The 15,341-nt window shown below is 65.2% G+C and carries 10 protein-coding genes; 3 read left to right on the top strand and 7 right to left on the bottom strand.

Annotation, left to right across the window (positions count from 1 at the left end; genetic code table 11):
* Positions 1-147: 147 nt before the first annotated feature.
* From OXR08_RS14950 to OXR08_RS14940, 3 genes are read right to left on the bottom strand one after another with little or no spacing between them, the layout of a single operon-like run.
* Positions 148-378 carry a hypothetical protein gene (locus OXR08_RS14950; RefSeq protein WP_061781599.1) on the bottom strand — a complete coding sequence of 77 codons (231 nt, stop codon included), beginning with the start codon at positions 376-378 and terminating at the stop codon, positions 148-150.
* A 9-nt stretch (positions 379-387) separates the two neighbouring features.
* Positions 388-615: a hypothetical protein gene (locus OXR08_RS14945; RefSeq protein ID WP_267351075.1), complete on the bottom strand. Its 228-nt coding sequence runs from the start codon at positions 613-615 to the stop codon at positions 388-390.
* 10 nt (positions 616-625) lie between these two features.
* Positions 626-916, bottom strand: coding sequence for a hypothetical protein (locus OXR08_RS14940; RefSeq protein WP_267351074.1), 291 nt, complete (start codon positions 914-916; stop codon positions 626-628).
* 112 nt (positions 917-1,028) lie between these two features.
* Here OXR08_RS14940 and OXR08_RS14935 point away from each other — a divergent pair, with 112 nt between their 5' ends.
* On the top strand, positions 1,029-1,748 hold the full coding sequence (locus OXR08_RS14935) for a hypothetical protein (RefSeq protein WP_267351073.1): 720 nt from the start codon (positions 1,029-1,031) through the stop codon (positions 1,746-1,748).
* 145 nt (positions 1,749-1,893) lie between these two features.
* Complete coding sequence (locus OXR08_RS14930) at positions 1,894-2,844, top strand: HNH endonuclease (RefSeq protein WP_267351072.1); 951 nt, start codon at positions 1,894-1,896, stop codon at positions 2,842-2,844.
* Positions 2,845-2,954: 110 nt separating this feature from the next.
* Here the strand turns inward: OXR08_RS14930 and OXR08_RS14925 are convergent, their stop codons facing one another.
* From OXR08_RS14925 to OXR08_RS14910, 4 genes are read right to left on the bottom strand one after another with little or no spacing between them, the layout of a single operon-like run.
* Positions 2,955-8,783 (bottom strand): DEAD/DEAH box helicase, encoded by a 5,829-nt coding sequence (locus OXR08_RS14925; RefSeq protein ID WP_267351071.1) that lies wholly within the window; start codon positions 8,781-8,783, stop codon positions 2,955-2,957.
* A gap of 21 nt (positions 8,784-8,804) precedes the next feature.
* Positions 8,805-10,940, bottom strand: a complete 2,136-nt coding sequence (locus OXR08_RS14920; protein WP_267351069.1) for a hypothetical protein — start codon at positions 10,938-10,940, stop codon at positions 8,805-8,807.
* Positions 10,937-13,450: a hypothetical protein gene (locus OXR08_RS14915; protein WP_267351067.1), complete on the bottom strand. Its 2,514-nt coding sequence runs from the start codon at positions 13,448-13,450 to the stop codon at positions 10,937-10,939. The genes OXR08_RS14920 and OXR08_RS14915 overlap by 4 nt, the downstream gene beginning before the upstream one ends.
* The gene (locus OXR08_RS14910; protein ID WP_267351065.1) at positions 13,447-14,640 is read right to left on the bottom strand and encodes a DNA cytosine methyltransferase; all 1,194 of its coding nucleotides are present in this window, start codon (positions 14,638-14,640) and stop codon (positions 13,447-13,449) included. The genes OXR08_RS14915 and OXR08_RS14910 overlap by 4 nt, the downstream gene beginning before the upstream one ends.
* 243 nt (positions 14,641-14,883) lie before the next feature.
* On the opposite strand from OXR08_RS14910, the gene OXR08_RS14905 reads away from it, so the two are divergent.
* The coding region (locus tag OXR08_RS14905) for a hypothetical protein (protein ID WP_267351063.1) at positions 14,884-15,341 on the top strand (458 nt) is incomplete at its 3' end.

Here is a 15,341-nt window from a genome sequence, read left to right as displayed (position 1 = left end):
GACGGGCATTTCCCGGCAGATGATCTGACGCGGACTTTTGACACGGCTGACCTCGCAGAAAACGGCCATCTGCACGTTAATGTCATAACCGGACGGTTGTGACGCCGGGCGGGCCGGCAGTTCGATCGTCAACGCCACCATACGAGGTTAGCGCAGACCCGCGTTCCAACCTGCCTCGTGCGCTTCGTGACCGGCCTTCGTCGCCCGAAATCCTACGGTATCATAAGTCTCGCATGTGGCAGGCTCGATCCATCCCTTTGCGACCAGCGCCGCCTCGGTGCCGGCACCAACGCCCGGCCATTGCCCGCGGTCCTCGACGGTATTGAGGCAAAGTGCCTTCAGCACCTTGAACTCGCGTCGTGAGGGCAGGTCCGTCATCACGTCCTCCTAGTTGCGCCAGGCCTGACGCAGCTCCTGGTCGAACCAGCTTTCAGCATCCTCAAGCGGGCCGAGCGTCGATTGAAACTGAAAATGGGCCGCACCGCACCGGCCCAAAACCCAACGATGGAATGCGCTGAAGGAAGGCATCTCGCCCGAGCCGGGTTGCACGCCGTGTGCTGCGGCCCAGTCGTGCGTGAACTGCCGGATCGCACGCTCGGCTTCCGGCCGCTTCACCGTTCCCGGTTTACCTCTCATTGGCGCGCACCTCGCCAGCCTTGCGGATCGTCACGCCATTATGCCCGCAGTCGATCCCGAAGACGATGCGATCTACCAGCTCGCCATCCAGATGCAGCGCACGGGCAATATCCACCGTCAGGAACTCGCGCGCGTTACCGGCCGGCTCCGCTTCCATCGCCTGATTCAAATACCGTTCGACCGCTTGCGCGGCATCGTTGAAGCTCGCCTGCTTTCGCCGGCGCGCATCATTTCGTCCACTGTACGGGTCACGCGGGACGCGGACAGGATAGGTCTTCATCGTGCGATGCCTCCGCGTCAATCATTACGACATGGGCAAGCAATCGGCTAGAATGTTCACCTTACGTATCACCCGCCCATAGGCTATTATGGTTCGGAAGGCGGGTGCCGAAATGAACCTGTATACTCATGCCGATTGGAAGCGCTTTCGCGGCGAAGTCATCAAGCTGGACGGCGATCGATGCGTCCGCTGCTCACGCGGTCATAACGATGTTGTCCTTCAGGTCCACCACAAACGCTACATTCCTGGCCGCAAGCCTTGGGAATACGCGCATTCCGAATGCGAGACGCTGTGCAAGGGATGCCATGCTGAAGAACATGGAATCATCATGCCCACCAGCGATTGGTGCCTATTGGGAACAGACGATCTGGGCGGTCTGAACGGCAATTGCGAATTGTGCGGCACGGCGTTGCGCTACTCCTATGCGATCGTGCATCCGAGCTGGGGAGCGATGGCTGTCGGCACCGACTGCTGCGACAAACTGACCGGCACCACCGATGCCAGCGAGCATCATGACAAGATGCTGAAGGATCGGGGCAAGCTGAAACGCTTCGTCTCCTCGCCGAGCTGGAAGACGCTGCAATCCGGCGAACAGAGCATCGTCCGCGCCGGCATCGCTGTTCGCATCAGCGAGGCCGATGGAAAGTTCTATATCGGATTGGGGCCGGCGCGCGGGAAGGCGTCACACGACAGCCTGATCGATGCCAAGATCAAGGCTCTTGAACTGATCGACACCGGGGAGGCCGCGGATTACCTTCAGAAACGCCGTCACAAGGAACTTGCCCGTCTGCGCGGGCACCGGGCGGTAGGTGTCACGTCCGAACGGTTGTGACACCGCGCCGACCGCCGTCTTCCCGCCGCCTCGACCCAAACGCGGGCACTTCGCGGCACCTCGCCCATGCTCGAAAAGCGGTCATTCGTTCATCGGATGACACAGAGGCGCTTCTACAATCGCGCGAACAGTCCATAGTGCAACCATGCGGTACTGGTGGGTGAATCACGCGCAGACGGTGCGACAGGAACGGGACGGCGGCTACCTGTGGTCACCCGTTGCCGAAGCGAACGGAGCCAAGAGCCGGTTCTACGACAACATGCGCCGCGCGGCGGCCGGCGACGTGGTCCTCTCCTACGCCGAAGGCCGCATCGGAAGAGTCGGCATCGTGACTGACTTCGCGATCAGCGCTCCAAAGCCCGAGGAGTTCGGCACCATCGGCATCTACTGGAGCGCCTCTGGATGGCTGCTTCCGGTTCAATGGCTGGACGCAGCGCTCGCCGTCCGCCCGAAGCAGTTGCTGGACCAGCTGGCTCCACTGCTGCCCACGACCCATTCACCCATCCAGCCTACGTCAGGGAATGGCAATCAGAAGGCCTATCTCGCCGAGATCGACAAGGCCGTGGTCGACGTGGTTCTGGCTGCGGCCCACTTCCCTGCCGTCGACCTTCTCGCCGCTCCCACGCGTACCGCGGCCGACTTCGCCACGACGCTCGACGACGTCGTCGAGCACAACATCCAGAACGACATGTCGCTGGATCAGACTATGCGCGAGCAGCTCGTTCGCGCGCGGCGAGGACAGGGTCTGTTCCGCAAGCGCGTCCTGGACGTCGAGCCGATCTGCAGGATCACGGGGATCGCCACGCCGAACCTCCTCATAGCCAGCCACATCAAACCGTGGCGCGCTTGCGGCACTGCCGCCGAGCGCCTCGACGGAGCGAACGGCCTGATGATGGCGCCCCACGCGGACTTCCTCTTCGACCGTGGGCTGCTCGGCTTCGAGGAGGACGGTCGTCCGATGTTCTCATCCAAGCTGACGGACGCGGACGCCGACAAGCTGGGCATGCACGTCGTGCAACGTCCTCCGCCGAAACCGCTGAGTGACGGCAGCCAAGCCTATCTGACCCACCACCGGGCCAATGTCTTCATTTCATAATAATGTGGTCCATCACAGACCTTCGCCACACAACACGCGCAGCATCGTCACCTCATGTTAGCTGGGGCTTGATGATCCGCAGAAGGTAGGCTCTCCGGCGACTCGAACGATCAGACTGGCTTGTCGAGCTGCGCCATCTCGATGGCACGAAGCGGACGCCGTTCGAGGTTGAAGGTGTCCACGAACTTGACCGCAGCGCCGCCGGCGAGGTCGGATCCGAAATCGCCATCGAACCGCCACAACGGGTGGATTATCAGAAAGACGTCCCCGTCCTTCTTGCGCTCGCGCAGCGCCGGAAGGCCCGACTGGGAGTGGATCTCGGCGATGAGCGAGTCCGGGCGCATGCCTGCAACTGCCTGCGCCAAGGCGAAGGCGCGATCGCTCCATCCAATCGTCTCGGCGAGATCCCGGTCCTTGACGTCCAAGCCGGCGCTGTATCCGGGCGTCACCAGCGCCCGTAGGTATGCAAGACCGAGGCGCCAGTCGAGCAGCCCATGATACGAGCGGTTACCGTACCGCTGTATGCACCGGTAGCAGGACGTCTGGCAGCGGGCGGCATGGTCGCCATCCTGTTCGACGCGCAGGAAGTCGGCAAGCGGCCAGACGGTCCGATCCGCTAGCGTCTCCCGGATCAGGTGCACGATGTGAGGCGTGCCGTCGCTGCGGTCCTCGCCTAGCCGCCGGCACAATCCCGAACCGTTGATCAGCGAGTCCGCGATCTGGAGCATCGGCTTGCCCTCGCGCAACCGCGGCTCCAGCGGCTCGAACTCATCGGAGGCAACGTCGAGATTCAAGGCGGCCTTCTGCACCAAGATCTGCGTGGCACTGATGGCAGCCGCGCGGGTCGGGAGATGGCTGAACTCCCCCTTGCGGGCCACCCGGTCCAGGCTCAATCGAACGTCGAACGCCATCAGTTCGAGATAGAGTGCGTCCGTCTCCTTCTTGGCGATCAATCCGAAGGTGCGCTCCGATGCTGGATCGTCGTTCCAGCGCGTGCGCGATGCGGCCAGCTCCCCCACGTCGATCGCCTGCGAGGACAGCAGTCGCGTCGATGCCATGCGGGGCACTCGCACATTGGTGTCCTCGGCGTTGCGCACGGTGAACCGCGTCGGCTGGCCGAGATCGTCGTCAACGCCATCGTTGAGCTGCATGATGGTGACCCCTGCACCACGACGCACGCGCAGGTTGCCGGCATCCACTACCGATCCAGCGTGCAGAACCGTGGCGACGGTCCTCACTGCCATCCTGCCGACCGTATCGAGGTCGGTCTCGGCCGCCTTGAAGTCGGTCCTGAACGCCGCCGGCGTCACGTAATCCTGGAAGGCGTCGGGTTCGATTTCGGTCCCGCAATCCTCGCACGGACGTGCCGATTGCGGACGGCCGTTACTGTAGCGCGCAGAACCGCAGGCTGCGCACAGCGCCACCTGATGAGTCGACTCCACCCAGTCCGACAGGCTCTCCAGAACCATGTCCTTTCCACGACGTTCCGGAGGAGCGAGCGTGCCGCTGAAGCCGACCACCTTGTGCCGCTGCTTGTCCTTCGTGAGTACGGCGCCCGGTGCGAACTCGAACACCGCGGTGTCGAGATCGCGATCCATAGTGGACCACTTATAGTCCGTGTCCTTCTCGTCCGTCTCGGCCCGCAGCCCCAAATAGAGCTGACGCACGCGCGTCGGCATTCCGTACATAGGGAGGAGGCCGCGTTCGGCGAGGAACTGCGCGAGACCCTGCCGATTGGCGGGCTTGAACTCCCGCTGCTTCTCGATCGCCTGAATTAGGCCCTCGACGCTCGCCGCGGCTCGAATGCGGTCACGCTGTTCCAGGTCGATGCACGCCGCGTCGATGAAGGAGTCCCGCACGGCAGTCGTGGCCTCAAGCGCCCCTCGCAGGCGCTCGCTCCACTTGAAGCCATCCGGGTCGTCGTAATACTCGTCCGTTGGGACGTACTCACCATGGACGTCTGGCGGAATCAGGAAGTCGCCCGGATAGCCGCCACCTTCATCCACGATGTCGTCGCGCACCTTCTGGAATGCCGCTCGCAACCAGACCTTGTTAAGCAGTCGCGCGGGGATGGGATCGTGGCCAGTTGCGAGGAACGGTGGCGGGGGCGGATCGCCGGTGATCGCCGCGGGATGGGCGAAGTAGTAGGCATCGTGGCTTCGCCCGCGGCAGAAGGTGATGACGAAGGAGAAGGCCTGACCGCGGCGACCGGCGCGACCGACGCGCTGCTGATAGTTGAACCGCTGCGGCGGCATGTTCGCCTGGTACACGGTCTGGAGCGATCCGATGTCGATCCCGACCTCCATCGTGGTCGTGACCGAGAGCATGTCGATCTCTCGTGCCAGTTTCGCGACCTCGCCCATGTCGTCGACGAAGACGCTCTTGAACTTGCGCAGTCGGTCCGAGAAGTCGTCGGTCTGCCCCGTCAGTTCCTCGCATCGCAGGCGGAAGCGCGCCACGCCGTCCTGCTGCCCGCGAACGATGCGCCGACCCAGGAAGTTCGCCGCCCAGAGCTCATCGACGTTCCCGGAGCGCTCACTCGACAGCGGCTTGTAGCACCTCGTGCAGCTGCCCATCCCACGGTGCAGGTGGACGCGCTCGCACGACCCGCAGCGCCAGTAGGGATCACCTGACTGCGCGATCCGTAGGAAGACCTTCCCGACACGGACGATGCCGTTGATGTGACCATGCTTGGTGAAGGCATCCAGAACGTCATCCAGTTCAGGCAGGGCAGCTGGGCCGTGCAACGCGTCGGCGAACTTCCGCACCCGGTTCGTGACTGGCACCTTCTGCGCGCTGTCCCACTCCGTCACCTTCGCGTCGTTAAAAAACTTGTTCTCCTGCACGCGCGTCGCGCTGGCGAACACGCGGAGCCACGCGTCGAGCCGATCGACTGCTTCGGCTGCGTCGCGGCTGATCGACGGATACGCAAGGCCCGTCTCCTCCAGCGCGAAGAAGGTGTTGGCGAAGATGACGTCGTCCACAAGCTCCATGAGCTCCTCCCGGATCGCCACCCCGAGCTGCTGCTGCGCCGTGTCGTCGAGCCAGGAGGCATAGCTCACCACCTCGCCGGTCATGTCGAACGCCTTGTACCAGGGCTCGTTCTTGTAAGGCTTGCGTCCGACCTCATCGAACGGGTGGATCCCGAGGCTGACATACTCCTTGATCAGCGCGCCGACGCCCTCGGATACGTCCTTGTAGGTGAACAGCCTCTCCAGCTGCACCTTGTGGTTCTCGGTGGAGACCTGCGGATCATGCGTCTGCGACCCGAGCTGCTGCAATACCTTCGCGGCCTCGAGGGCCTTACCCTCGGCGATCAGCTTCTGGTACTCCGCCAATGCGGCCGTTGGATCGACCTTGGTAGCGGCCGCCCGGACGAGATAGTCGCGGGCAACGGTCACCAGGATCTCGCGACGGAGGTCGCGTAGATGCAGCCTCTCGATCTCGAGCGATTGGTTGGCAGCGTCCTGCCTGCTGTCGGAGAACACGATGCTCTTCGCCTCGGCTCCCACAGCATGCAGCAGTTCGAACAATTCCGTCGCCACGAGTTGCGACGCCTTGCTGACACCGGTGCGGAACGCGCGGATCGGCGACCGCGAGCGGGAGTTTGCCCGCCGGTTGGAATAGTCGGTTCCGCACTTCGGACAGCAGAAGGGCTGCGCCGTGCGTCGCCCGTTGGGCGCCGCCGCCGGTGACTGAAAATACAGGCGCCCGCCGATCCGGTTGTCCGGCACGTCGGCACCGAGCGTGACGACCCCGGAGGCGGCGTCGAGGTGGGCCAGCTCCCACTGGTCCCAGCTCTTCGCATCCCGCGCCGGGTCCGCCCGGCTCGGCCAGAAGACCGCGAACTGGTCGAACGTCATCCGGTCGTAGTATTCGGCGGCCGCCCGCTCTGGCAGGTTCTCGAGCTCGGCCGTCGACGGCAGCAGCTCCGTAGCCGAACCCGTGCCGACCTGACGTCCGCGCTGCCCGCCGAGGAGAAGGTCTCCGCAGGCCTCGCAGTACAGCATCTCGAACAGTCGCCGGCCGCGGACCTCACCCGGCGCGGGCTGACCATGTGACAGACCGCGCTCGACGCTGAGGTCGAGATACTCGATCCCGCCGTCCTTCAGGACGGGCGCGCCGAACAGTCCCTCCACGTTGCGGACGAAGGCGTGGACGCGGAACGAGGGCGTTCCCTGAGCGACGTTCCCCTTCCACTCGCGGCTTTCCGGGAGCGCGCGGGCCAGCATGAGACCGCGAACCGCATCTCCTGCAAGCGACCACCCAGCGAACAGGCGCCTTCCGAGTTCGTCGATGCTGGTGGCACGAACGCCCTCGCTTTCTCGACAAGCGCTCGTCAACACCGCCGCCGCGGCTTCCGCGACGGCCGCCACACGCTGGTCTCCATCCGCTCGGACGCCCAAGGCGGCGGCAACGTCATCGATCGCGCGCTCCAGCCCCTCGGATCTAGAGACCTTGGCGACGAACGCGTTGTTTCCGGTACGAGCGGCCGTCAGCAGGTCGAGAAAGGGCTTGGGCGGGACGTCACCGCCGGCCCAAACCGGGATCTCGGGTTCGCCCTTCACGACGCAGCCGGACCAGAACTCCTCGTCGGTCGATCCCTCGTCAGTCTCGTCGGCGCTCGTGCCGAACGGAGCGAAGAGATCGCGCAGGTAGCGCCTGGACTGCACTCCCGGCTCCCCATCCATCGGCAGCGATGCCGACGACGCGAGGATGCGCAGCTTGTGCCGCTGCCCCGGCCTGTCCAGACCCAGCCGCTGGATGAGGGACTTGACCAGGAACGATACCTCCGTCCCCGACGATCCGCGAATGAGGTGGAGCTCGTCGAAGACCAGGTAGAAGTAGGCGTCGTCGTTCTCCTCCAGCCACTTGCGTGTGGTCTCGAAGATCGGCTCCTCGACCTCGCGCGAGAGCATGGCACCCAGCATCGAGGCGTTGGTCACGAGCAGGTCGGGAGGCGTCTCCTGCATGTCCCAGCGCGACAGCATCTCGCCGCCGTCGAGCGACGGGAAAATGAAACGGGTCTTGTCCGGCGGTGAAATCCCGAGCTGCTTCGCCTTCGAGAGTTCCTCGGCATCGTGATCGCGGGCGGCGACCTGGTCGGCTTGGGCCTTCTTCAGGGCATTGCGCAGCTGACGCTGCCGCCTCGTCCGACGCTTCTTCTCCGGTTCGTGCCCCCACAGGCGTGGATGGTCCTCGTAGCCCGTGACCTGGGTGGACGAGGTGTACTGTCCGAAGAAGATGCGGTTGCCGTCGAACCGGGCGTCCATGACCGCCCGCGCCTCATCGGAGTCGAGCGTCCGGCGCAGACGCACCATCTGGTCCTCGACCAGGGCGTTCATCGGATAGAGGACCAGGGCACGGAGAGCGGCGGGACGGTTCTCGCCCGCACGCTGAAGACGCCACTTGTCGCGCTGACCAGTCCACCACGGGTTCTGCAGATATCCGGTACTCGGCTTCGACCATCCAACAGCCTCGTTCGAAATGGCTGCGAGGATCGGGAGCATGAAGCTCTCGGTTTTCCCCGAACCGGTGCCGGACGTGACGATCCCCGGCTTGCCGGACTGAATGCCACGCTCAAGCATCTCGACCTGGTGCTTGTACGGCGCATACCTGCCGGCGCGCCGAACCTCGCCGTCGACATCATCACCCTCGAAGAGACCGGAGAGCGCGAGTTCGGCGAACGCCACCTGAGAGCCCTTCGGCAGCAGCCTGAGGGGGCCATCCGACGCGCCGACCATCTGCTCGATCCGTAGCTCATGGGCGGCATAGCGGAGCACGGGCTCGACGAACGAAGAAGTCGCGAACACGTTGGTCGTCTCGAGCAATCGGCGACGTTCGTCACGCACCTTGCCGTTCGCGACGCGGAAGCTCGTCTCGATGTAGGAGATGAAGAAGTCGCGGATACGATCGAATCCGCCGATTGGGTCGAGCATCGATACCTCTTGTTTTCCGTGTCAGCGGTCTTGGTTCGTTATTTCGTGCGCGAGCTGGATGACGAGGGTGCACGCGGCCAGCTGGTCCTGGAGAAGCTCGGAGGCCTCGGCCGCCATCCGTGCGAGCCTGAGGGCGACCCCCGGCCCGGGATCGGACCCGAGCGCGCCGAGCACCTTCAGCGCCGCCGGCACGTCAGTCGGAACCTCGGCAGGCCGTAATGCGGCGCGCTTGGCATCTGGCATCCCGTAGAGGGCGAGAACGCCCATTGAAGCACCCGGCGCGAATACGCCCTCGACCTCCAGCATCATCGCGGCCGCCGGCAGCGCCTTCACCTCGTCGTGGTCGACGTCACTGGCGACGGCGCAAACCAACAGGGCCCTCGGCAGCGCCCCGCCCCTCAACGCGTCGGTCAGGGATGGAACCCAGAATCGGGCACCGGATGACTCCAGCCCGGTGATCGCGACAAGCACCGCGGTGCCCTCGACGGCGGCTTGGGCTGCAGCAGCGAGGAGCGTGGGTGCACCAGATCCCGGTCGCGCCCATAGGTCCTCGATCGAGATCAGCGTGGGATCAGCCTGCAGCACGCCGTTCCGTCCGGGAGCGACCACGGAGCCGAAGATCCGCACGAAATCCGCCGCGTCCGCACCGTACAGGATGGGCAGCTCGCCGGACAGCACGAGGACGAGCAGTTTCCTCATCAGGTCGCGGCCCTTGTCGGACAGCAGCGCCATGCCGTCTATGGCAGACGCCACCGCACCCACACCTACGGCCGGTCGCTCGTCGAAGGCATACGCCAACGATGCCGCACGAGGTGAAATGCCACTTTGCGTCGATTGCGATGCAGTGGTCAGCCTGTCGGCGACCGTCAGCAACCGATCGACTTCGACCGACGCCTCGCGAAGCCTGCCGCGCTCGGCATCCGCTTCGGCGCGAGCACCGTCGCGCTCGGCCGTCGCCGCGGCGAGTTCTCGTTCAACCTCCGCGAGGCGAGCCCGCACGGCCTCCATCTCGCCTTCGACTTCGCCTCGACGACGTCGCAGATCTTCGTCGAGGTCGCCTAGCTTCTCGATCTGCAGCTTGCTCCGCCGCTCCGCCTCGCGATCGATTTCGGCCAGCTTCGTCTTGCGAAGCGCTCCCGCCTCGACCGCCAGCGCGTCCAGCATTTTCTTCCTGTCGCCGGCGAGTTTCGCCTCCTCGCTCTTCAGTAGCTCGTCTCGATGTAGGGCGATCTCTTCGACCAGTTCGGCGCGGAGGCGGGCGCGCTCCTCAGTGTGCCCCTCGCGAGCGTGGGCAGCCAAGGCAGCCGCCACCGCCTCGTCCTTAGAGGCCGCTTCGACGTAGGCCTGCATGAGGTCGCGGTCCGCCCGCAGGCGGTCGGCCAGCTCACCCGAGCGAAGAGCGTCGAGGCCTACCTCGTGGTCGACCGTGGCGGCGAACACCCTGCCGTCCTCCTGATGGAGGTCGAGCCACGCGATGATGTCGCTCACTCGAGGATCGTCCGCGTCGGATAGCGACCTGATCACCCGGGCGACGTGGTCCGCCTCGTCCGACCAGTCGAACGTGCCCGCCGGTTCAGCGTCGAGTTCGAGATATGCGTCATCGGCTGACGCACCCTTTCCGAGGCGGACGACGGCATCATCGTGATACCTCAGGTACCGCACCTCTCGCGTGGAGGCCCGCGGAAGCCGCAGCGCTCCGTCTTTACCGAGCTCGAGGTCGGCCACGACGACGCGGTCTCCGCTGATCCTGAGAGCCCAAAGGCCGGGCCTGTGATCACCCTTCCAGCCCTCGCGCGTCAGCAGCGTGCGATAGTAGGACTCGGTACCTTCGGTAAGCGCAGCATATCTCGGGATCCGGCGCAGTCTGGACGCCTTGTACTCCGTCGACCGCGGGCGGGAGTTCCGGACCGCATTGAACTCTACCCAGTCGCCAGCGGACAATCCCGCGTGCTGGACAAGCCCCTGCGTCTCGACCGTTCCATCGCGGGGGAAAAGTCGCTTCGCATCGTCCATGGCCTCAACCGAGGTGCCGACGACGGTGCCGAAGACGCTCACGGTGCCGTACTGGCCCTGCTTCCGCACGAAGCGTCCGACATACGCTTTGGGCTGCATCGGTTCGACGCTGGTGTCCTCCAGCATGCCCACATCGGCCTTCATGCCGCAATGCCCCCGTTGATCCACATAGCCCGTCGCGTTCCTCGTCCGCGCCGGTGATCACCGACCGGTACGCCAGATCCGGTCGTGGCAACCCCGTCGATCAGGCCGGGCAGAAGCCTGGCCAACCACATCGCCTCGCGCGACCCTGGCCGATAGCACCAGCCCGCTTCGTCCATTCCTCCGTTCGCCAGCACCCGAAGCCTGAGCGACCGCGCGATCTCGATCGGCAGCGCACCTTCGATGCGGGCGCGGCGCATCCCGCGGTCGTCCCAACGGAACAAGGCGCTTCCGGCTTGGCGGTGGGCATCCACGATGGCGGCATTCCGGGAGGTGAAGGTCCGGACCTGGGTTCCGGTCACCCGATAGAGGTCGTGGTCGCGACCACCCGGATGCGACAGCCGGACGAGCTTGACTTCGCCCTCGGCAACCTCCCCAACGCGAAAGCGCCCGAGATTCCAGTCCCAGCAGGACGCGACCAGGTAGCTGCCTCCAAGCACGGCGGACACGGGGAGGCGTTCAGCTGCGCTGCCGTCCGGCTCCGATGGTCCATCCGGGACGGACCAACCCAGAGAGGACGCGAGAGCGTCGACGTCGACGTCCACCGCGCCGATCAATGGTGGAGCCAGGTCGGCACCGAACCTACGAAAGCACCGGCCGCCGTGCAGAACGACCGTTGCTTGAAAGTCCGCCTCCAACCGCGCCGGCATCGCCCCAGATGCGACCACGCCGGTCGCGCCTGCGATGCTCACCCTCTCGAGCCGCGGCCTTCCCAAGGTGAACACCCTGCCTCGCCACCGCACTCGAAGTCTTTCGTCCAGCACCGTAGCCTCGACCAGCGTACGAAGCATGTCCCAGCAACGGCTTCCCGCCGCCCGATCGATCAGCGAGATGGCGTCGCCTTCGCCCAGCCCGCTCCTCCCGCAGGCGTACAGCCCTTCGATCACATCCTGGTAGTGATACGTCCGGTCGTCCCACGAGAGTATCTGTGCGTCCGAAGTCGGCATCGTTTCACCGCGGCCGGGCAACCATTCGGCGTTGACGGGCAGACCATAGGCAGCGCCCGACAGCTCAGGGTGGACGACCGCGACCGGCACGAACGACGCCCGCCGGCTCCAGCCCCCCACGGGATCGCTGAAGAGGAACTGCCCCTCGACAGGCCCGCCGGCCGACAGCATTCCACCCGACACCTTCGGGATCACGCCATCACCGCCGTCCGTACGACACACGTCCACATCGCCATCGGCACCGTCGAGGCGTGGAAGCAGTCGCGACGCACCGAGCCAGCTGGTCCCCACGTGCACACCGTCGACGAGGCCGATCGTCCGGAGGTTCTCCCGGGCGTTCCGAATCCCGAGACGCGCCAGGATGTCGGTGATTGTGCCGGAGCTCACGGCCGTCGTCGTCACGATCCAGGCACCCGACGATCCGAACTGCGCGATCGCACCACGTGCCAGCCTCTCGTGTCGCGGTGCGACGGCGACGTGAAAGGGGCCGGATCCCGCCGGTGGTTCCCCGGCCGCCGTCCAGCTGGCGAGACCGCTCGACTGGAAGAACATGATGCCCCGCCTTGCCGCGGGGCCGAGGTTCGGACTGGCGAGCAGAAGCGGCGAGGCAGCGGCCGAACCCAGGTCGACCGGCATCATGTCCGGCGTCGCCTCGCCCGACAATCGATAATGCCTTCGCCCGTCCTCGTCGAACTCCATCCTGAGATCGACGGGCGACGCGGTCGGCGCGCCGGCGACGCTCCCCGCCTGTTCGACCAGCTTCCAGAAGCGGTGATCGACCGAAGCGCGTCCAGAACGTAGTGCCGCGCGGAATTCGGCGAACGCCTTCTTCAGGCCGAAGGAGATCGCGGCCGACCCCACTTGTGGATCCAACAACCGCACAAGCCCGGCCGGATCGCTGGCGAGAGCGGGATTGCGGCGGACCTGGCGCTCCAGGAAATGCAGGTCGCGCTTAGTCGGGAAGGACAGGTAGCGGGTATATCCGATGTGCGTCCATGTCGCCGGTATCTCCGGCAGGATCAGCCGCCGGAACGGCGCGCCATCGGCGACCCGAGCGTCCAGCCACGCGACGAGCTCCTTCCACATGGTGGCGATGCCTCGAAGCATCATGAAGGATCTGTCCACGCCCAGCCACTGCCGCAGCTTCGCCCGGTACTCGCCCGTGCCGCCGTAATCGCCGTCAAGCAGGCTGTCGACGAGCAGGCTCAGCGCCAGCATCGCCATGCACTCAGGCGCCTCGTTGCCGGGCGTGCGGTATCGACCGTTCTGCAGACACCAAGTCAGATAGCCGTCGGACAGCAGCGCGCGCCTGAACGCGTCCTCCGCATCGGTCGCCCGGTCGGGTCCCTGACCACAGAAATGGGACAGCCGCTCGGGCGTGATCTCGAAGGATCGGATCGGATCGGCATTGCCGTCGTCGGCACGCAGCAGTGCCTTCGTCAGCACGCGCTCCCACTCGTGCAGCGTCACCGGAAATGCGGACGACTGCTGCACTGCCGACGTCATGCCGAAGCCTTCTGCTCCGACCCAAGTCCCACGAAGCCGACACTGTGCCGCGCCAGCGGTTCGAGCAGGCGGGCTGCCAGGAACCGCACAACCGCCGGCACGACGCCGTCCCCGATGAGACGGAAACACTCGTGGTAGGTCAAGGGGAGCTTGAACTCCTCGCCAAGCCCCATCAGCAGAGCCGCCTCGCGAACGGACAGCAGCCTCGTGCGCACGCGTTCGCCGTCGACCACGATGATGCGAGGGCGCGATGCCCCACCTTTGGGCGTGCGAAGGCATCCCAGTGTTTCTCCGAACGCGATCTCGGCGCGCTGAATGTTCTCCCCCTGCGGACCTGAGGGACGCATGCGCAGATACAAGCTACCGATCACCGGTTTGCCAGCCGCCTTGGCGGCATCGAGCCGGTCGATCTGGGGCTGCGACATCATCGCGAGGAGTCGGGCCGTAGCCTCTTCCCCGTTCCAATCGGCATCGTCGCTGGTGTCGACGATGTCGGAAAGGTGGAACTCCTTTGTGCTAGGCGGCGCGCCTGGCGACCACCAGATCCAATCCTTCGCGATGTCGGCCGGCAGCGCCGCCTTAGCGCGCAGCAGTATGGGGGTGTGCCAAGGGGATTGCGGCAGGTCCGCGCACAGGGAGCGTGGAACCGGCACCTCCCGGCGAACCGCGATCACGAAAGCGCGCGGGCGCGATTGGGGCACGAAGTGCGCGGCGTCCGCAACCACCGCGCCAAACCGGTATCCGAGCCCAGCCAGCGCGGTACAGAGCGCTCTGAAGTCCGCACCCCCGTTGGCGTTCAACAGACCAACCACATTCTCGAGGGCAAGCACCGATGGGTGACGTCCCTCGTCGGCGAGCGACTGCATGATGTCCAGGAACGGCCACACCGCTCCCGACCGTGTCGCGGCCAAGTCATCGGCACTCCCGATGCCTTTCTTGGTGCCGGCCTGAGAGAGATCCTGACAGGGGAACGACGCCCACGCGAGATCCGCGTAACCTTGGAGATCAGAGGCGCGAACCTGGCCTACGTCGCGAGCGTCGAAGTGCTCGCCGTCCCAGTTTTCGGCGTAGGACTGCTCCTTGAGCGTGTCGCAATCGTTCGCGAACAGGCACCGCCATTCGGCACCGAGACCCATCCGAGCCATTCCGACGCCAGCGAAGAACTCGTAATAGTCGTACTTCGCCGCCAAAATCGCCCCCCGGATCGCAACGTCATCATCAGACAGGGTTTGGTGTGACGCAATGCCTGTTCTTCAGAGGCAGTTACATGCGGCCGTGACCATACCTCAATTTTCGGGACTTAACACCTAGTCCGTTCGATCGCCAACGCGCGATGAGACGCGCTATGCAGCGCATGATTATTACTGATCATGAAATCCGGTGGACGACTCACGGGTTGACAGTCGGCGTTGCCCACGATGATCCGGCGTTGGATGGAAGGTATGAATGTGAACGGTGTCGCGGCAGAATCCGAGCTTGGCGAACCTGAGGGTGCAGGCGAGGCCGCGCCCGCCCGGTCCGCCGATGGCGGACCCCAGGGTGCGACGCGGCGCGTGGCCGCCGCCGCCACCGCAGCCGTCCTGCTCGCCGTCTATGGCGTCGTAACGGACCGGGTTCCCGCGCACTGGGACATGCGTGAAGAGGTATTCCTTCGACTGGCCATCCTCGTCGCGCTCGGCGCTGGTGCCTTCTCGGCGGCACGGCTCGTCTGGGATGCCGCCTCCAGGGCCAAGGGAGGATGGTGGAACATCGGGGGCAGGCTCGACGCGCCGAGCTGGGAGGACGTCCGGCGCATGACGCTCGGAGCGGAAACGGACGATCCGTTGGTCGTCGAGCCGTTCGGCGATGGAGTCGTCGGATTCGCGAAGGCCGTCGCCGCCTATCTCGTCCT

This window comes from Sphingomonas sp. GM_Shp_2, assembly GCF_026540875.1.
Classification (GTDB): Bacteria; Pseudomonadota; Alphaproteobacteria; order Sphingomonadales; family Sphingomonadaceae; genus Sphingomonas; species Sphingomonas carotinifaciens.
The sequence above is the reverse complement of the archived record's forward strand: the minus strand, read 5'-3'. Positions and strand labels throughout refer to the sequence as shown.

Excerpts from the sequence above, each read along its gene's own strand:
- OXR08_RS14950 (WP_061781599.1), bottom strand. The coding sequence starts at position 378 with ATGACGGACCTGCCCTCACGACGCGAGTTCAAGGTGCTGAAGGCACTT.
- OXR08_RS14940 (WP_267351074.1), bottom strand. The coding sequence starts at position 916 with ATGAAGACCTATCCTGTCCGCGTCCCGCGTGACCCGTACAGTGGACGA.
- OXR08_RS14935 (WP_267351073.1), top strand. The coding sequence starts at position 1,029 with ATGAACCTGTATACTCATGCCGATTGGAAGCGCTTTCGCGGCGAAGTC.
- OXR08_RS14930 (WP_267351072.1), top strand. The coding sequence starts at position 1,894 with ATGCGGTACTGGTGGGTGAATCACGCGCAGACGGTGCGACAGGAACGG.
- OXR08_RS14925 (WP_267351071.1), bottom strand. The coding sequence starts at position 8,783 with ATGCTCGACCCAATCGGCGGATTCGATCGTATCCGCGACTTCTTCATC.
- OXR08_RS14920 (WP_267351069.1), bottom strand. The coding sequence starts at position 10,940 with ATGAAGGCCGATGTGGGCATGCTGGAGGACACCAGCGTCGAACCGATG.
- OXR08_RS14915 (WP_267351067.1), bottom strand. The coding sequence starts at position 13,450 with ATGACGTCGGCAGTGCAGCAGTCGTCCGCATTTCCGGTGACGCTGCAC.